This window comes from Sulfurimonas sp. HSL-1716, assembly GCF_039645975.1.
GTDB lineage: Bacteria > Campylobacterota > Campylobacteria > Campylobacterales > Sulfurimonadaceae > Hydrocurvibacter > Hydrocurvibacter sulfurireducens.
This window is the reverse complement of the sequence record NZ_CP147918.1, coordinates 955,682-974,067: the sequence shown is the minus strand read 5'-3', so window position 1 is coordinate 974,067 and position 18,386 is coordinate 955,682. Positions and strand designations below refer to the sequence as shown.

General features: G+C 42.9%; 14 protein-coding genes. 9 read left to right on the top strand and 5 right to left on the bottom strand.

Annotation, left to right across the window (positions count from 1 at the left end):
• The first annotated feature begins 55 nt into the window (after window positions 1-55).
• The 8 genes from WCY03_RS05005 to truA all read left to right on the top strand — a co-directional run bounded on the left by WCY03_RS05005 (window position 56) and on the right by truA (window position 7,909).
• Window positions 56-1,276 (top strand): ADP-ribosylglycohydrolase family protein, encoded by a 1,221-nt coding sequence (locus tag WCY03_RS05005; RefSeq protein ID WP_345993901.1) that lies wholly within the window; start codon window positions 56-58, stop codon window positions 1,274-1,276.
• 77 nt (window positions 1,277-1,353) lie between these two features.
• Window positions 1,354-2,586, top strand: a complete 1,233-nt coding sequence (locus tag WCY03_RS05000) for an HD domain-containing phosphohydrolase (RefSeq protein WP_345993900.1) — start codon at window positions 1,354-1,356, stop codon at window positions 2,584-2,586.
• Window positions 2,587-2,665: 79 nt separating this feature from the next.
• Window positions 2,666-3,934, top strand: coding sequence for a bifunctional phosphopantothenoylcysteine decarboxylase/phosphopantothenate--cysteine ligase CoaBC (gene coaBC / locus WCY03_RS04995; protein WP_345993899.1), 1,269 nt, complete (start codon window positions 2,666-2,668; stop codon window positions 3,932-3,934).
• Window positions 3,931-4,683, top strand: a complete 753-nt coding sequence (locus WCY03_RS04990) for a hypothetical protein (protein WP_345993898.1) — start codon at window positions 3,931-3,933, stop codon at window positions 4,681-4,683. The genes coaBC and WCY03_RS04990 overlap by 4 nt, the downstream gene beginning before the upstream one ends.
• Window positions 4,680-5,357, top strand: a complete 678-nt coding sequence (locus WCY03_RS04985) for a di-trans,poly-cis-decaprenylcistransferase (protein ID WP_345993897.1) — start codon at window positions 4,680-4,682, stop codon at window positions 5,355-5,357. Before WCY03_RS04990 ends, WCY03_RS04985 begins: the two co-directional genes overlap by 4 nt.
• Entirely contained in the window at window positions 5,357-6,175 is an 819-nt protein-coding gene (locus WCY03_RS04980) for a prepilin peptidase (protein WP_345993896.1), read from the top strand. The genes WCY03_RS04985 and WCY03_RS04980 overlap by 1 nt, the downstream gene beginning before the upstream one ends.
• Entirely contained in the window at window positions 6,168-7,187 is a 1,020-nt protein-coding gene (locus WCY03_RS04975) for an LptF/LptG family permease (RefSeq protein WP_345993895.1), read from the top strand. The genes WCY03_RS04980 and WCY03_RS04975 overlap by 8 nt, the downstream gene beginning before the upstream one ends.
• Window positions 7,184-7,909, top strand: coding sequence for a tRNA pseudouridine(38-40) synthase TruA (truA, locus tag WCY03_RS04970; protein ID WP_345993894.1), 726 nt, complete (start codon window positions 7,184-7,186; stop codon window positions 7,907-7,909). Before WCY03_RS04975 ends, truA begins: the two co-directional genes overlap by 4 nt.
• Here truA and WCY03_RS04965 read toward each other — a convergent pair.
• Window positions 7,900-9,765, bottom strand: a complete 1,866-nt coding sequence (locus WCY03_RS04965; RefSeq protein ID WP_345993893.1) for a sulfatase-like hydrolase/transferase — start codon at window positions 9,763-9,765, stop codon at window positions 7,900-7,902. The two genes, truA and WCY03_RS04965, sit on opposite strands and share 10 nt — an antisense overlap.
• A gap of 256 nt (window positions 9,766-10,021) precedes the next feature.
• Between WCY03_RS04965 and dnaJ the strand changes: the two genes are divergently transcribed.
• Window positions 10,022-11,146 (top strand): molecular chaperone DnaJ, encoded by a 1,125-nt coding sequence (gene dnaJ, locus WCY03_RS04960; protein WP_345993892.1) that lies wholly within the window; start codon window positions 10,022-10,024, stop codon window positions 11,144-11,146.
• 12 nt (window positions 11,147-11,158) lie between these two features.
• Here dnaJ and WCY03_RS04955 read toward each other — a convergent pair whose 3' ends face one another.
• The 4 genes from WCY03_RS04955 to polA form a co-directional block, all read right to left on the bottom strand.
• A complete protein-coding gene (locus tag WCY03_RS04955) occupies window positions 11,159-11,584 on the bottom strand; it encodes an Hsp20/alpha crystallin family protein (protein WP_345993891.1) in 426 nt (141 codons plus the stop codon).
• An 83-nt stretch (window positions 11,585-11,667) separates the two neighbouring features.
• A complete protein-coding gene (locus tag WCY03_RS04950; protein WP_345993890.1) occupies window positions 11,668-12,363 on the bottom strand; it encodes a TIGR02453 family protein in 696 nt (231 codons plus the stop codon).
• Between the two features lie 6 nt (window positions 12,364-12,369).
• A complete protein-coding gene (ccsA, locus tag WCY03_RS04945; protein WP_345993889.1) occupies window positions 12,370-15,486 on the bottom strand; it encodes a cytochrome c biogenesis protein CcsA in 3,117 nt (1,038 codons plus the stop codon).
• A gap of 78 nt (window positions 15,487-15,564) precedes the next feature.
• Entirely contained in the window at window positions 15,565-18,291 is a 2,727-nt protein-coding gene (polA, locus tag WCY03_RS04940) for a DNA polymerase I (RefSeq protein WP_345993888.1), read from the bottom strand.
• Window positions 18,292-18,386: the final 95 nt, after the last annotated feature.

Genomic DNA, 18,386 nt, shown 5'->3' with positions numbered 1-18,386 from the left:
GATTTAAGGCATATAATACTCCTTTATGCTTAGTACTTTGACAAAAGGTAGCCGTATGAGAGATGTTTTACGAATCAAAAACGCACTTTGGGGTCTGTTTATCTCAGACGCCGTCTGTATGCCGGCACACTGGTACTATAATCTGGATTATCTTAAAAAAGATTTCGGGAAGATCACGGGTTATAACGATGCACCTCATCCCCATCTTGAGTCTTTTATGGTCGGTAATCCCTACTTTCCCGATGTGAAAAATGCCAAAGAACTCGGTCGTTCGTACGATATCCTGCATGAACACATCCGCTTTTACGACACCTCGTACAGCCATCTGCAAACAGACGTGATGGCACATTCGGGAGAACACGGCAATCTTATGCCCCGTTTTGATGAAAGATACCACTACCACCATGGACTCAAAGCGGGAGAGAACACTCTGGGAGCGAACCTCATCAGAGTCCTTATGCGCTCCGTCATCAAAAACGGCGGTTATGACGAAAAAAGTTTTTTGGATGATTTTGTACAGTATATGACCTCGGGAACGAACCGCGATCCCTATCTGGAGATCTACCTGCGCGACTGGTTTGAAAACTACTCCAAAGGGATACCTCCGGAGCTGTGTGCAGGAAGTCAAAAGGACAAATGGTCGATCGCCGCGCATGGAGGCATTATCCGTCCGCTTGTGCTTTCTCTGCTCTCAAAGAACTCGTACGAGGGCTTGGGTGTCGCCATAACACATCAAGAACTGACTCACAGGTCTCAAAACATCTCTTCTGCTCTTGGCGTGCTTATACCGTTTTTGACAAAGCTTCTGCACGGTGAAGAACCGATGAAACAGTTGAATGAATATGCAAAACAGATCCCTCTCATCAAGATACACGGAGATGAATTGACAAGGATGTATCATGACCATAAAGGCCCCAGCAACATCCCAAAAGAGCTGATGTGGAAGATACATACCGAATTTTCGGACGAATACCTCGACGAGATCCTCCCCTCCGCCACCGATGAGAGCATGATAACAAAACGTTTTGCCACGGCATGTTATCCCGAACACGGAGTACCTCTGATATTTTATTTCTTATATAAAAACGGTTTTGATTTTAAATCTTCTCTTTTTGACAACGCGAACGCAGGCGGTGACAACGTACACAGAGGAATAATACTCGGTCTTCTCTCAGGCGCTTCTGCAAAAGAGATACCAGAGTCGTTAAAGGAAAGCCTTATAGAGTACAGGACATTAAAAGATGAGATAAACGCTTTTGCAGAATATTGCAAATAAGAGTGATTAAGTATGAAAAAATAGTTTTTGCGCTACACTTTTTATATAAACTTTTTTAATATTTTGCGAGGTGTAGTGTGAAATATTCATTAAATATAAGAGAGGTGACTTACGCCCTCTCGGGAGCGTTGGACTTTGTCGGCATAGACGACACTCTGCACGGCAAAAGAGTGGCATATATGGCAGCTGAACTCGCTAAAGAGCTTTCTTGGGACAAAACACTCATCGACGACATCATCTTTACAGGGATGCTGCATGACTGCGGTGTTTCTTCAACGGATGTTCACACCCATCTCGTCACGGAACTCGACTGGGACAACTCTCAAGTCCACTCCATACGCGGGGAAGGCCTCTTAAAGACGACAAAAACTTACGGCAGATTTTCCACTTACGTAAGATACCACCATACCCATTGGCAAGACCTGCCCGATACGCTCAGCCAACGTGAAAAAGAGGTATCCAACCTTATCTATCTTGTAGACAGGATAGATGCTCTCAACGCTCAGATGAAGAACAGCGGCATAAGATCTATACGCTCTATGCAAGAAACCGTCAACAAATACTCAGGCATTATGTTCTCACCGAAATTAGTAGAAGGTTTTATGACAATATCCGCTCGTGATTCATTCTGGTTTTATCTTGAGAACGAAGCATTGGAAGAGTACTTCTTGGAGTGGATAGAAAAAGGTTTTGACAAAGATCTCTCGTTTGAAGAGATCAAAGAGATATCTCTTATGTTTGCCGCCGTCGTAGATGCGAAAAGCACGTTTACCTCTGAACACTCCATCAGCGTAAGCAGCCTCTCGCGTTATTTAGCCGATCTGTTCGAACTTCCTAAAGAGAGCTGCGAGAAGATAGAGTTGGCTGCCCTGCTGCACGATCTTGGAAAACTAAGAGTCGATGACGCCATATTGGACAAACCTTCAAAACTAAATACCGATGAAAGATTGATAATGAACCGCCACGGATTTGATTCGTTTATCATACTCAGACATATCAAAGGTTTTAAAGAGATAGCCCATTTGGCGTCTCTTCATCATGAAACTCTGGATGCCAAAGGATACCCGTACAATCTCAGTGCATCGGATATTCCCATAGAAGCAAGGATCATAACGGTAGCAGACATATTTCAAGCTCTCATACAAGACAGACCCTACAGAGCAGGACTTGATATGAATGAGGCTTACGATATCCTCTACCGGATGTGCGAAGACGGAAAACTTGATTTTGCCGTTGTAGAGATGTTAAAAGAGCACTTGCAGAGCTGTTATGAAAAAGCCCGCATAAAATATGAGATATTACAGAGTTAAAAACAAGTAGATTAAAGCTATTAAGCCATTTAATGCTAAAATATAACACTTAAACCAAGTATATACGACAAGGCTGAAAATGGTTATACCCTCCGATCTGTTAAAAGACAAGAAAATACTTTTGGGAGTGACGGGTTCTATCGCGATCTACAAATCGCTTGAACTCATCCGTCTGCTTACAAAAGCAGGCGCCGATGTAAGAGTCGTCATGAGCGAAGCTGCCAAAAAATTCGTGACTCCGCTTACATTCGAAGCGCTTTGTACGAACAAAGTGCTCGACGAACAAAGCGAATCATGGTCAAGCGATCATAACCATATTAAAACAACAGAGTGGGCCGATATCTTCGTCATAGCGCCCTGCAGCGCGAACACAATTGCAAAACTGGCTAACGCCGTTGCCGACAACATGCTGCTTCAATGCGCGCTGGCATACCCCTACAAAAAAATAATAGCACCTTCTGCAAACACAAATATGCTTGCAAACCCCATAACACAGGGCAATCTAAAGATGCTCGCCATCGCTAACTATGAAGTGGTGGCAACTCAGACGAAAGAGCTTGCCTGCAAGACCGTCGGGGACGGCGCCATGGCCGAACCTTCCGAGATATTCTGGTATATTGCAAGAGAGATTTTAAAAGAGGATTTTTGGGTAGACAGACGCGTCATAGTGACAGGCGGAGGAACGGTCGAAAAGATAGACGACGTGCGTTATATCTCCAACTTTTCAAGCGGCAAGATGGCAAGCGCGCTTGCAGCTGCGCTCTTTTGCAAAGGTGCGGACGTCAACCTCATAGCCACGAAGTTTGACGCCGATCTGCCAAAAGCCGTACATACCATAGACGTAAGTTCAAGTGAAGAGATGCAGGAGTTCGTAACCGATTCGATACGCATCGCAAAAAAAGGTAAACTCTCAAAACCTTCGCTTGCTTCGGACAAACCGATCGAACTTATACAAAAAGAGCCCTATCTCTTTATGGCTGCCGCCGTCAGCGATTATATCCCGGCATATGCACAAAACGGCAAACTCAAAAAAGAGGCTCTTGGCTCGTCTTGGAGTCTTGAACTAAAACAAAACACCGATATCTTGAAAAACGTAGATAAAGAGGGAATAAAAGTCGTCGGTTTCAAAGCCGAGACAGACGCCGCTCATGCAAAAGAAAATGCGGCTTCGCTTATAACAGACAAAGGAGCAGATGCCGTTTGCCTCAACCTCTTGTCAGACGATAAAAGCTTCGGCACCGATGACAACGAGATAGAGTTCATCACAAAAGAAGGTTCCCTTACGCTTGCACGTACGGACAAACTATCCCTTTCATTTAAAATTCTGGAAAACGCAAAACAGCTATGAGTTTTTCCGTAAGCGACCTTTCCAATATACTTAAACTGGCTTCCTCTTCGCCCGCCGAAGCCAAAGCGCTTATAAAACTGCTCACTATTGACGTGATCAAATCCTTGGGAGAGAGCAAGTATCTCATTCAAACAGCTTCTAAAGAGCTGACGGCAAACAGTGAAAACAAACTGCAAGAGGGTGCAAGATACTGGACGCAGATCGAGGTAAAACAAAACTCGATTCCGATACTTTCAAAGCTTATCAAACATCCCGCCGTTTTAAAACATCTGCAAAATCTTCCTTTGCTCTTTGAAGCAAAAGAGCTGCATAGCATACTGACACATGAAAAGCCGCTTGAAAACATCAAAAACAGACTTCTGGAACATCTCTCGCACGCATCTTCAAAAGAGGAATTTTCCCAGCTTTCCAACCTGCTTCTGTCGGTCTTGCAAAACACGCTGACGATTCCTTTGCAGTATCAGCACTATTTTGGGCTATTTCAAATGAAAAAACGATACAATAAAACTACAAAAAGATCTCAAATAGATTTCTACGCCGCACTTCACAATCTAGGACCGGTCGATGGAACCATAATACTCATAGAAGATGAGATATCCATAGATTTGAACGTAGCGTTTAAAACGACAAAACTTTTTTTGGAAGAGAATTTGAACAATATCAGATATAAAACGAACATACATCTCAAAGAAGATATACAGCCTCTTTATAACCTGCAGACCAACGCTATTTTGGATATAAACGTATGAATAAGGCTTTGCATGTAGCCATCATCATGGACGGAAACGGACGCTGGGCCGAGAGCAAAAAGCAAAAAAGGGTCAAAGGGCACGAACAGGGAGCAAAAGCCGTACGGGAGATAACAAAGTTCTGCGCGACTCACAAAGATATCGAAAGACTCACGCTTTACGCCTTTTCGACCGAAAACTGGAAACGTCCCCGCCTTGAAGTGGAGTTTTTAATGAAACTTCTGGAAAAATACCTGAAAAACGAGCTTGAGGTCTACATCAAAAACAACATCAGATTCGAGCCGATCGGCGATATCAGAGCATTTTCCGCATCGCTTCAAAAACTGATAAAAGAGGTAAAACAAAAAACTGCGCACTGCGACGGGCTTGTTCAAAGCCTGGCTCTAAATTACGGTTCGCATGACGAGATATTACGTGCGGTAAACAAACTCAGACATGAGAAGAAAGATATAACGAACGAGATGTTGTCAAACGCGCTGGACTGCAAACATCAGGTGGATATCATGATAAGAACAGGCGGAGACCAGAGAATATCGAACTTCCTGCTCTGGCAGCTCAGTTATGCCGAACTTTTCTTCACCGACACGCTGTGGCCCGACTTTCATGAGGATGAATTAACAGACATATTAAACGAGTTCGGCAAAAGAGAACGCAGATTCGGAGGGCTTAATTAGTGGAACTTTTTTTAGTATTTATATTCGGTACGCTATTCGGTTCATTTTTAAATGTCGTTATTTTGCGCATACCAAAAGACGAAAGTGTTATGTTTCCCGCATCTCACTGTTTCTCCTGCAATACGCCTTTAAAACCTTGGCACAACATTCCGCTGATCTCATGGATCTTTTTAGGAGGAAAATGCTCGTTTTGCAAAGCGCCCGTCTCCATCCAGTACCCAGCGATCGAATTTTTAAGCGGAATGATATTTTTCATCATCGCCTACAAAATGGGCATTACTCTTTCTTCGACTTTTACGGCACTCGCTTTTTTAGTGCTCCTTGCACTCTCGATGATCGATTTCAAGTACAAGACGGTACCGGACAGTCTCAATCTTTTGGCGCTTTTGCTTGCGGTACTCAGCGCATATTCACTTGATATGCTGATCGTAAATCTTCAAAACGCCCTGCTCTTTGCCGGCGGGTTCACGCTTTTGAGGTTTGCTCTCTCTTACGTACTGACATCAGCTGCCTATAAAAAGGCAAAAAGAAACGATACCCCTTGGACAAAGCATTATCACAGATATCCATTTGTCGAAGCGATGGGTGAAGCCGACATTATGATAGCCGCTACCATGGGTGCGCTTTTGGGACTCAAACTCACCCTTTTTGCCATCTTTTTGGCGGCCGTTTTGGCGCTTCCGGTCATGCTTTTGGTCATGAACCGTTCGGCCGAAGAGCAAAGAGTGCCGTTCATCCCGTTTTTGGCGCTTGCAACGTTCATAACCTATCTTCTCGATTCACAAATCTACAACTATTTGGAAAACCTGTATGCATAAACTCAGACGCTATATCATAAATAATTTTTCTATTCTGTTTTTATCCATATTTTTGCCTCTTTTTGCTATTGCGTCCGTCATATTTATGATAAAGCTCGCGACCTACACGGCGGTAATTCAGCTGACGTTTTTGGAGATGCTAAAGCTTTACGTCTTCGTACTTCCCGAGATACTTTTTTATACCCTTCCCGTTACTTTTTTCATCTCTGCGACCCTGACGCTGTTTCGGCTCTCCAACGATAACGAGATGATAGTCGTCTTTGCACTCGGTATAAAGCCGGGCTTTTTGATAAAGACCTTTCTCAAACCCGCCATACTGCTCTGTCTGCTTTTGGTCTTTGATTTTTTTATCCTCTTTCCGCATGCTACGGTGTTATCGAGTAATTTCATCTCCTACAAAAAGAGCGAAGCCAAGTTTAATATAAAAGCATCCGAGTTCGGAAATAACTTCGGAAACTGGCTTTTATATGTCGGAAAAAATAATGAAGACGGAACTTTCGGAGATGTCTTTTTGTTTAACAAAGAGAAAAATGACGAAATCCTCATAAATGCAAAAAAGGCAGAGGTCATCAACCAAAACGGCATACTAAAGCTCAAGCTTCATAACGGAGAGGGATACAGCTACACCGCAAGCAGCCTTTCACAGATCGATTACGAAACCATGATTATAAACGATATGATGAAAACAGACCTGCACACCTATAGAAAACCTCTTGAATACTGGTTAAGCAAAGACAGAGCGAACAGTAAAAGGCATATGTTCATAACAGACACTCTTTTGAGCCTCTTTCCTATCATATCCCTCTTCTTGGTCATCGCCATCGGTGTCGTACATGTAAGACATCAGAAGGGTTTTGTGTACCTCTATCTTTTTATCAGTATCGTCTTGTATTACGGAGCCACGGTCGGGCTTATAGACGTTATCGGTTTTTACACGATCCCTTTTGTTTTTATAATGTCTTTGGGACTCGGTTACTTCATATATAACAAGAAAATATTGGCAAGATTTTGAAAGTTAAAGCGACCATCTCCTATAACGGTACAAAATTTTACGGCTCGCAGGTTCAAGAGAACAAGATAACCGTGAACGGAACCTTGCAGGAAGTCTTAAAATCGATGGGCGTCGAATCAAAGCTCGAAGCATCTGGAAGAACGGACAGAGGCGTTCATGCGACTGGTCAGGTGGTAGATTTCGAGATTCCGGAATTTTGGAAAGATACGAAGAAGCTTTTAGAGACCATGAACTCCAAACTCCCGCCCTCCATACAAGTAAGAAGAATAGAGATCGCAGGTGATGATTTTCATGCACGCTACGGTGCTTCCAGACGCGTATACAGATATCTTCTCAAAGAGGGACGCTCCAACCCTTTTGAAGATGAATTCGTCACGTTCGTGGACCAACTAAATATAGAAGTTCTTCGCGAAGCAGCAAAACTGTTCGAAGGGACACACGACTTTAAAGAGTTTCATAAAAGAGGAAGCGACAACAAGACCACCGTGCGGACAATATATAAAACATCCGTGTACCGCCACAAGGGCGTAACGGTTTTATATTTTGAAGCAAACGGCTTTCTGCGTTCTCAGATACGATTGATGGTCGCTATGCTGCTTGGCATAAACGAGGGCAGATTCTCTTTAGAAGACCTCAAAAACCGGCTTGAATGCAAAAAAAAGACAGCATTAAAGCCGGCCCCCTCAAACGGGCTGTATCTGGCTAAGATATTTTATTCGTGAGCGTCTCTGCGCTTGTTGAAGTAAGGTATGTACTTTGCCGTCTGGTAAATACCGTGCGCTAATGTCTTCATCCTGTTAAACAGCTCCGGATGCTCTTTGGAATGATCTTTAAGAGGAGTCTGGCTGTCTATTTTGTACAACCCTTCAAACTTGTTCGTGCTTTTATAGTAAAACTCTTTTCCGACCAGACCCAGCGTAGGATCGGCACGGTTGAACATCGTATATGCAAAATGGCTGTCTTTAAACTGCGGATCAAAGACATTGCGTCCCAAAGTCGTAGCCGTGTAATGGATGCCCGCCAATGAAGCGATAGAAGGCAGAGCATCCAGTTCCGACATAACCGTGTCAAAGACCTTATGCTCTTTTATCATAGGCGAGTAGATCACAAACGGTACGCGAAACGATCCCAGTCCCAGATTCGACGTACTTTCTCCCGGCGGCACATGCTGCGAATAGCCGTCTATTCCATGATCTCCCCAAAACACGAAGATCGTATTTTTAAAGTAATCGCTCTTTTCGGCTTCGCGCATAAAAAGACCCACCGAATAATCTAAGAATCTAAAAGAATTATACTCTTCAAGGGACGCAAATCCATATTTTTTTACCTCTTTAAGAGGTACGTCAGTACGGATTTTGAAACCATGCTCGTTATCCGGAATCGTATATGGTCTGTGGTTGCCCGATGTCTGGATGACCGCAACAAACGGCTCTTTCTCTTTTACCAGTACTTTGTTGGCTTCTATCGCCAGATCCGCATCGGATATTCCCCATACGTCTGTACGCGGTGCACTGTATCTTTCTTCCTCGTAAAGATCGAGGTTGTCCATGGATTCATTAAGCATCCCGCGTATATTTCCCCATGACGCTGAGCCGCCTATAAAATAAAGCTTTCTGTATCCTTTAAAATCCTCCAAGATACTGTGCTGATTAACTATGAGCGGATTACGGCTTGACGTTCCGTGAAGCTCCGTATCGGGAAGAGATGTGAGCAGAGCATAGACGCTTCTTGCAGTTCCTACGGTAGGAGTGAAATAGTTTTTAAAATACCATCCTTTGTCTGCATATTTTTTCAAATAAGGAGAAGGATTGATAGGATTCCCCGATACGCTGGATTTATAAGACGCAAAAGACTCCATCAAGACGATGACGACGTTTGGTTTGCCGCCTACCGGATTGATTGGATTTGCCTGACGTTTAAAATAAAGTTTCTCTTTATCTTTATGCACGACGCCGAGATAATCCGCCATCACGTCGTAATAACTTCTGACCTTATTTACATCATAAGAGATACGGCCGTTTTTCCAAGTATCAAAAAAGTAATGGATCGGATTATACGTAAGCTGCGCGGCAAACGGATGTTTTGAAAAAGATGCATCCGACCAGCGAAGCGGGTACTGGTTCAGTTTTCCCCATCCCATGGCAAAAAGTATGAAAAAACTAACAAAACCTACGATGATCTTCATCATAATAGAATAATGAACATTCTCTTTTTTTTCTATGGAGGTAAAAAGTTTGCCGACAAGCCATGCAAACACGCTTACAAGCAGAATAAAGCCGATATTTATCCATATGACATGGTAGCTTTCCCAGACCATTTCCATAGCCGTATCGAAATCTTCCAAAAGTCTTACGGCCGTAAAATCAAGTCTGCTTCCCAGATAAGAGTAAAAACCGAAATCTACTGCGTAAAAGAACATATATACGGCAAAAATGATCGTAAGATAGGTGATCCAAAAATATTTTGCCACTCTGTTTTTAAAAGGGGAAAGATACGGGATCCATCCTAAAAAGAACAAAGGCGCGGCCATGATCACTACCATTCTAAGATCGAATCTGCTTCCAAGCCACAGCGACATCCAAAAGTCATACGATGACAGAGGAGAAAGAGGATCTGTGAAATAAAAATAAAATATCAGTCTCAAAACTGATAAAAAAAGTGTCGTTGAAACTATATAGACGGCTAAAAAACGAAGGAGATGGGGAAGTCTGAACACGCAATAAACCTTGAAATAATTTATATTATTGTATCAAGTTATAGTTAATAACTAAGTAATACATCAACTATTTTTGTTATAATTCCAAAAAAATTTTAGATCATCAGCGGAGAGTGTTTTGGAAAATTTAAGTTATTATGAAATATTAGAGATAGACCAAAATGCAGACAAATCTGTAATTAAAAAAGCCTACAGAAGGCTTGCCAAAGAGTACCACCCCGACAAGAATCAGGGTGACAAAGAGGCAGAAATAAAATTTAAATTTATAAATGAAGCCTATCAAGTGCTAAGCGACGATAAACAAAGATCCATCTACGACAGATACGGCAAAGAGGGGCTTCAAGGAATGGGCACAGGCCGTTCGTCGTCTGGGATGGGCGGTTTTGAGGATCTGGGCAGTATATTTGAAGAGATGTTCGGCGGTTTTGGAGGCGGCGGATCCAGACGTTCTCGCGCAGATATGGACAAGTTCCCTCTTGATATGAACGTCGACATGAGCATCAGTTTTAATGAAGCGGTATTCGGCTGCGAAAAAGAGATAAACTACAAATACAAAAAATCATGCCAAAGCTGTAAAGGTACGGGAGCAAAAGACGGTAAACTCTCTACCTGCGGCCAATGTCAGGGAAAAGGACAGGTCTATATCCGTCAAGGTTTTATGACGTTCTCCCAGACATGTCCCGTCTGTCACGGCGAGGGAAGCATGCCCTCTGAAAAATGCGGTGACTGCCGCGGCAGCGGATACACCGAAGTTAAAGAGAGCGTAACGATCAATGTGCCAAAAGGGATAGATTCGGGCAACAGACTCAGAGTCGGCGGACGCGGTAACATAGGCAAGAACGGCCACCGCGGCGACCTCTATGTGACCTTCAGCGTACAGGCGGACAAACATTTCATTAGAAGCGAAAACGATGTTTATATCGAGATTCCGGTATTTTTCACTCAGGCGATAACGGGAGAAGAGATAACCATCCCTTCACTCACGGGAGAACTGAAACTTCAACTGGATGTCGGTACACGCGACAAACAGCAGTTCAAATTTAGAAAAGAGGGGATCGACGATGTCCACGGTCATGGCAAAGGCGATCTGATCGCTCAGGTGAACATTACCTATCCCAAAAAGCTCAACGACGAGCAGAGACAGCTTCTTGCAAAACTGCAAGAGTCTTTCGGCATAGAATCGAAACCACACGAAAGCGTTTTGGATTCTGCCATAGATAAAATGAAAAGCTGGTTCAAATAGGCTTTTTGCTCTTTATTTGACCTCTATTTTTTTAGCATCAGAGGATTTTGCCAATTTCGGAATAACGACCTCGAGCTCACCGTTTTCGGTAGAGGCGTTGATATTTTCGGCATCGGCATCTTTTGGAAGTGTGAAACTTCTTTGAAACTTGCCATAGCTGCTCTCGCATCTGTAATAATCGTCTTTATCAACTTCGTTTTTGTATTTTCTCTCTCCCGATATCGTTAGTACGTTATCTTTGACATCGATCGAAATATCCTCTTTTTTAACACCGGGAAGATCGACTTCTACGTGGTAGGCGAACTCACCTTCTCGGGTATTGACCACCGGAACAAAACTTGACAGAGAGCCTTCCGGTGAAAGAGAAGGGAAGCTCATAGACATCTTTTTTTCTAAATTGCGCAGCTCTTGAAACGGATCGAACTTAGTAAGAAACATTTTGACTCCTTTTTTATTGATATAATGATATCTTATAACTATATATCTTAATCAATATTTATAAAAAAGCATTAATGAAGGTGTCAACCAAGAGAGATGCTCATCTCGTATATCCATTTTTGAAGCGGAGCCATCGCTTCGTAGTCCTTATAAAGAGTATCTATGAGTTTGCTACCCTCCTCTATCAAATGAGGGTCATATCTTTTATATGCAGCCATCTCTTTATAAAGCGAAAGTTCTGCGTTTGGCATCTCTTTTTTAAAACCGACGGGATATCTTTTCATAGATGGCGGCATGATCTCATACCCCTGCTTTTTCAGGTCTTGTAATATTCCCGCCAGTTCCTCTCTGTGTTGTTCGTTTTTTATATAATGACGGTAAGCTTCCAGTATCTCTTTTTCAAACCATCGTATGCCGACCGCCACGAAAAGCTCGTCTATACCGTAATGCATATAAAAACTGCTGCTTTGCAGACGTTTCTTATTTCCCTGCCAAAAGATATAGCCTATACGGGTTTTAATGGGGTCGCTCAAGGCCGTTTTATTTCTCCGGCTGTCTTTATATATGCGAAAGAGAGAACCGTTGATTTTGGGAACGGCGTTGATAGTAGGCTCAATTGCCATCAGGTGTTCGCCCATCTCGATGACAAAATCGCGAGAAGGTTCGAGTATAATCTTCTCGTATCGTGATTTTTGCGTTAAGAACCACTCTTTGTTGTTATTTTTAGAAATATCTTTCAAAAAAGGGATCACCTCTTTTGAAAATCCGCCAAACTCCATTTTACGCTACTTTACGGCCAATTTTCTGTTTTTAAAGGCAAGAGCTATAAGAGCGAAGATGATGATATACGTTACAGGCACAAAACCGGGGATCGGTACGGGATCGCCCTTTGCGTATGAATGCATACCCGCAAGATAGTAGTTTACGCCGAAATACGTCATGATAACCGACGTAAACGCCAGCAGGGATATGACACTGTAATTAAAAGGCGTATACAGCGATTTAATAAATCTAAGGTGTACGACGACCGCATAGACTAAAATAGTAACCAAGGCCCATGTCTCTTTTGGATCCCATCCCCAGTAGCGCCCCCAGCTCTCGTTCGCCCAGACGCCGCCTAAAAAGTTCCCTGTAGTAAGCATCGCAAGCCCTATAAGAAGACTCATCTCGTTTATGGCGTTGAGCTCGATAATGGAACTGCTGATACGTTTGTCGTTGTGTTTATTTTTTACGACAAAAAGAATGATCGTAATAAAGCCCAAAAGTGCTCCAAGTCCCAAGAAACCGTAACTTGCGGTGATCATGGAGACGTGGATACTCAACCAGTACGACTGAAGCACCGGTACAAGGTTAGTGACTTTCGGATCCATCCAGTTAAGATGCGCAACAAACAGGATCAATCCCGCCAGAATAGATGTCGAAGCAAGAGTGATCGGTGAATGTTTAGAGAAGATAAATCCTGCAAGCACCGTCGCCCATGCAATATAGACCATGGATTCAAAACCGTTCGACCAAGGCGCATGTCCCGAAATATACCATCTCACGGCAAGCCCCATGGTATGCGCAATAAAGAAGGCTATAAGCAGGAACATTGCGGATTTGCTATATATGTCTATCTTAAACGAAGGTCTGAGTATCTTTACAAAAGAGAGCGCTAAAAGCACGAAACCGACAAGGAAGTAAAGAGGCCAAAGCTTTTCAAAGACATACGAGTGGTTGTAAGCTATCTCCAAAGATATTTTTTTATCTTCTGGATAGACCGCCGCACCGTAAAAACGCTGATATTTTTCTATTCTCGTCAACGCCTTATCGGCTTTTGTCCAGTCACCGGTTTTTAAAGCTTTATCGACATTGGAAAAATAATCGATTGCGATGTTTCTGATGTTTAAAGAGATCGTTTTGTCAAAGGTTTGCAGAGCATCGACCGTCGCAAACCACTTATGGTTAATATCGTTTGGTTTCGGCCATATCTTGACAATAGCGCCCGAATAGACCATATACGCGACGTTTACGCGTTCGTCCACGGCTAAAACCGCTTTATCGAAATTATCTCTGTTATTAGGTGCTTTGCGGATCGCTTCATCGGCATATTTTTCAAGTTTGTATCCTTGCAAGTCGTTAGGAGCCTGAAAGAACTGCGAAAAGGAAGCGTATCTTTCGCTTTTAGGGATACCGAGGATCTTATTGATCTCTTTGTTCGACGTATTGATCATCTTGATCTCGCGCCACGCGTCCGGACGTATCATCATCCCGAGTATGACCTGGTTTGCATCAAGCCCCAGTATGGAGTTTCCTCTATGTATCTTGTTTAATATCTCGGTTGCCAGCGTATCAAACGGTTTCATACGTCCGCTGCTGTCTTGTACGACTATCCTGCTGAACTTGTCCGCATGCCCTTTGTCAAAAGACTTTATCGTCTTAATGATAGGGTTTAGTTCCTCGGCATACGAGTTGCTATAGGTAAATACAGCCGCCAGTGCCAATAGTGCCGCTACGGTTCTGCTCGCGCTTATCTCTTTTGCTTTTTTGGAGAGTTTCGCAAATCTGCCGTTTGACATGAACAGAGAACCGAACATTCCTACGGCAAGCATCAAATATCCTATATACGTTATGATCGTACCTGGATCGTTATTGACCGAGAGTATGGTCCCTTTTTCATCCTGATCGTAAGAGGACTGGAAAAATCTGTATCCGCGGTGATCGAGGATATGGTTCATATAGATGCGGTAAGGTTCTTGCAGGTTCTGCTCCTTGTCTATCAGTGTTACCTCGCTTGCGTACGATGCGGGAGACATCGAGCCAGGATAGCGTTCAAGCTGAAAATCGTTGAGTTTTATACCAAACGGCAGATTGATGATCTTTGCTCCGTAATTGATCGAGAGCTTTACGCCGTCCACAAGAACGCTTGAATCGTCCCCGATATCACCCGAACGGCCGTATACCAAGACCGTTTTTTTCTCTTTTGCGTCACCGACCTCAAAGCGCAAAGCGTCTATGCCCGGATTTCTGGCTTTTGCATTCGGATTGCGAACGATCTTTTTCACAGCCGAAGGATAAAACTCGCGCAGCACGAAGTTCGTATTGTTATATGAATGAAGGATGCGGGTCACGAGCTCCTCTTTCGAATTTGCTTTAAGTGTTCCGCCGCTTTTGTCGTCCATCTTAAGATATGTCAGATCCATTTGATGGTTTATGTAGATTTTTTTGTTATCGACAAATATCTCTATCACGGGCTTGTCAAATTTTTTGCCCGAGCCGAAATCCAGAACCAGATCGCCCGTTTCAAAAAACTCTCCCTGTGAAAGCTGAACGCTCTGCCCCCGTCCGTTTAAAGTGACCATCATGCTTGCGGTCGGTTTTCCGTTTTTATCCTCGACAAGCTGTATGACGGCATCGGGAATATATTCTGCAAGTTTTACATGCATCTCTTTGGCACCGATCTTGATATTCTGGTTATAACTGTTGGATGCGTTTTTAGAGAGATAAAGTTTTTTGAAACTTTCTACGGTATTAGTACCGTCGGTCGCTTTGACGTTTAGATAAGGTTCCGAACTTGTCATAACCGAAGAAGTTTGCCCTTCTCGTATATGCATCATCCCTTCAAAACCCATATAGCGCGTGACTGCAGCGCCTAAGAGGATCACAAAGAATGCGACATGGAATACAAAAATAAGTGTTTTCTTTCGTGCGTACATCTTAAAGTTTATAATATTTAAGAAGAGGTTGACGGCCAGCAGTCCCAAAAGGATCTCAAACCATCTTGCGTTATATATATCGGCTTTTGCCGTCATAGTACCGAAATCATTCTCTACGATGGTCGCGTATCCGATAGAAAATGCAAAAATGAGCATCAAAACAGCCGCTGTTTTCATCGAGCCCATAAATGACAATATTTTTTTCATTATTACACCTTTTATATTTGACTCTGTATTGTAATAAAACATAGTAAACACAGAGATAAAAAAACCTATCTTACCTGCTTATTTCAGCTCTCCCCAGTTATCTCCGATGTTTAAAGAGGCTTTGAGAGGAATCTTAAGTTCATATATCTCTTCCATAATTTTTTTGAATCTGAGCCCGAGTTCCTCTGCCGCATCTTCATCAATCTCAAATATCAGTTCATCGTGAATCTGCAAGAGCATCTTTGCTCCGAGATCTTCAGCCCGTATGATCTCGTCGATCTTGTTCATGGAAAGTTTTATAAGGTCCGACACGCTGCCTTGGAACTTTGTGTTCACGCTTTCTCTTTCATATGCGGCTTTTAGCATCGGCGTCGCTTTTGCATAGTCAAAATAGCGTCTGCGGCGAAGCAGTGTTTCGACATAGCCCTTCTCTTTGCTCTCTTCGATGATATAGTTGAAATATTCTTTTACGTTATGAAATTTCTCAAAATATTTCGTAATGATATCTTTTGCTTCTTTCGTGCTAATGTTGAGGGTATCTGAAAGCTTTTTTTGCCCCATGCCGTATAAAAGCCCGAAGTTCACTGTCTTGGCGATGTTCCTCTTGCCTGCTGCCTCCTCTTCTCCAAAAAGCACTATCGCCGTTTGAAGGTGAATATCCTTATCCTCTTTAAACGCGTCTACCAACACCTCGTCTTCGCTAAAATGCGCAAGAAGCCTAAGCTCGATCTGCGAGTAGTCTATCCCGACAAGTTTTTTACCTTTTGGCGCCGTAAAACCTCTGCGTATCTTTACTCCCAGATCGCTTCTTACCGGAATATTCTGGAGATTCGGATTTTTTGAGCTCAGACGCCCCGTTGCCGTTCCCGTCTGAACGAAAGAGGTATGCACTCTGCCGTCTGCACTCTCCTGCGAAAGTTTCAAAAGCGGCTCGATATATGTCGAATAGAGTTTATGCACCTCCCTGTAATCGAGTATATATCTTATGATCTCATGCTCGCCGATAAGAGCGCTTAAGACCTTTTCATCAGTCGAATACCCCGTCTTTGTTTTTTTCCCAGAAGGCAGCCCGAGCGTTTCAAATAAAACCGTACCGAGCTGCTGAGGAGAGTTAAGATTGAACTCACATCCGGCGGCGGCGTAGATATCTTTTGTAAGAGAAGCAAGCCTCAGCTTCACCTCTTGCAAAAAAAGAGTCAAAAATCCGTCATCGACTGTGATACCGTTTTGCTCCATCCTTAAAAGCGTGGATATAAAGGGATATTCTACGTTTGAAGCCTCCTCTAAAAGATACTCCGTCGAGTTGTGTTTAAACTTTTGAACAAGCAGATTGTAAAGCCGAAGCGTGATCAAAGCATCTTCTGCGGCATATCTGCAGGCATCTTCGACCTCGACAGAAGCAAATGTTTCTCCTTTTTTTACCGTATCCTTAAACGAGATCATAGTATGATTTAACATCGTTTTGGAGAGGTGATCGAGCGAGAGTTTGCCTTCGGGATCATGCAGCCATGCAAGTATCATGCTGTCTCCGTAGATATCAAGATCCTCTCTTAAGAATTTTGTCACAAAATGAAGATCGAACTTGATGTTATGCCCTACCACTCTGCAGGCAAATATTTTTTTGATAGCCTCTTTTGCATCCTCTGCGTCTATCTGCCGGGGAACTCCCAGATACGAATGGGCAAGAGGCACGTAAAACGCCTGTTTTGCATCAAAACAGAAGCTGAACCCGACAAGCGTGTCTTTATAGGGATCGAGCCCTGTGGTTTCCGTGTCAAAAGCTACGGTATCTTCGGTTTTTAAAGCCGCTAAAACACTTTTTAATGCTTCAGCGTTCGTTATAAGAGTCGTTTTGAAATCTTCGAGTTTTGGCTCCTTGATAGTTTCATAAACCACTTCTACTCCGTTTTTGGTAGTACCTGTTTTTTGCTCCTCCATAACCCCTTTTGCATGGAGCGATCTTAAAATGGCATTCATCTCATAATGCACAAGTTCGTCATAGATAGGAATAAAAGGATTTTCATAATGCATCTCGTACTCGTCAAAATCAAACTCGTCAAAGACATCTTTTCTCAGTGTAACGAGCCTTTTAGACATAAAAGCATTCTCTTTGTTTTCGATCAGTTTTTTTTGAACTCCCGCGGGAGTGACATCGTCTATGTTTTCGTAGATATTTTCAAGTGTTTTGTAGGTCGAGATAAGTTTTTGGGCAGTCACCTTTCCTATCCCCTTTACACCGGGGATATTGTCCGCACTGTCGCCAAGAAGCGATTGAAAATCGATAAACTGTCCGGGAGTGACGCCGTACTTTTGCATACACTCCGCTTCGTTTATCGTTTTTCTTTTGATGGCATCGACCAATACTACCTTATCGTCGTCTATAAGCTGGTAAAGATCTTTGTCATGGGAAACTATCTTTACGTTATACCCTTTTTTTACGGCTATGCTCGCGACGGTAGCGATCATATCATCGGCTTCATACCCCGTCATGCCAAGAGTACGAAAACCCATCTTGTCTATCCACTCTATCGCCACGGGAAGCTGCAAGGTCAGCTCGTGCGGAGGCGCACTGCGGTTTGCTTTGTAGTTCGGATCTATCTCGTTTCTAAACGTATCGCCTTTTGAGTCTATCGCAAACACCAAATAATCGCTGCTATGCTCTTTTTGCAAAGAGGAGATGAAATTGACAAAACCCGTTAAAAGTCCCGTCGGAAATCCTTCTTTGTTGCTAAGATGCTGCGGAAGCGCATAAAAACTTCTAAAAAAGAATCCGAAAGTATCTATTATGGTTACTGTTTTTGACATAAAATATCCTATAAACAAATCTAAACAGAAGTATATCCAATCTTAATTTATCTATATTTAATCTATTGAAGATAAAATATGAGGTCACGTCGTTC

Excerpts from the sequence above, each read along its gene's own strand:
- WCY03_RS04990 (WP_345993898.1), top strand. The coding sequence starts at position 3,931 with ATGAGTTTTTCCGTAAGCGACCTTTCCAATATACTTAAACTGGCTTCC.
- WCY03_RS04955 (WP_345993891.1), bottom strand. The coding sequence starts at position 11,584 with ATGTTTCTTACTAAGTTCGATCCGTTTCAAGAGCTGCGCAATTTAGAA.
- coaBC (WP_345993899.1), top strand. The coding sequence starts at position 2,666 with ATGGTTATACCCTCCGATCTGTTAAAAGACAAGAAAATACTTTTGGGA.
- WCY03_RS04985 (WP_345993897.1), top strand. The coding sequence starts at position 4,680 with ATGAATAAGGCTTTGCATGTAGCCATCATCATGGACGGAAACGGACGC.
- polA (WP_345993888.1), bottom strand. The coding sequence starts at position 18,291 with ATGTCAAAAACAGTAACCATAATAGATACTTTCGGATTCTTTTTTAGA.
- ccsA (WP_345993889.1), bottom strand. The coding sequence starts at position 15,486 with ATGAAAAAAATATTGTCATTTATGGGCTCGATGAAAACAGCGGCTGTT.
- WCY03_RS05005 (WP_345993901.1), top strand. The coding sequence starts at position 56 with ATGAGAGATGTTTTACGAATCAAAAACGCACTTTGGGGTCTGTTTATC.
- WCY03_RS04965 (WP_345993893.1), bottom strand. The coding sequence starts at position 9,765 with ATGTCGCTGTGGCTTGGAAGCAGATTCGATCTTAGAATGGTAGTGATC.
- WCY03_RS04950 (WP_345993890.1), bottom strand. The coding sequence starts at position 12,363 with ATGGAGTTTGGCGGATTTTCAAAAGAGGTGATCCCTTTTTTGAAAGAT.
- WCY03_RS04975 (WP_345993895.1), top strand. The coding sequence starts at position 6,168 with ATGCATAAACTCAGACGCTATATCATAAATAATTTTTCTATTCTGTTT.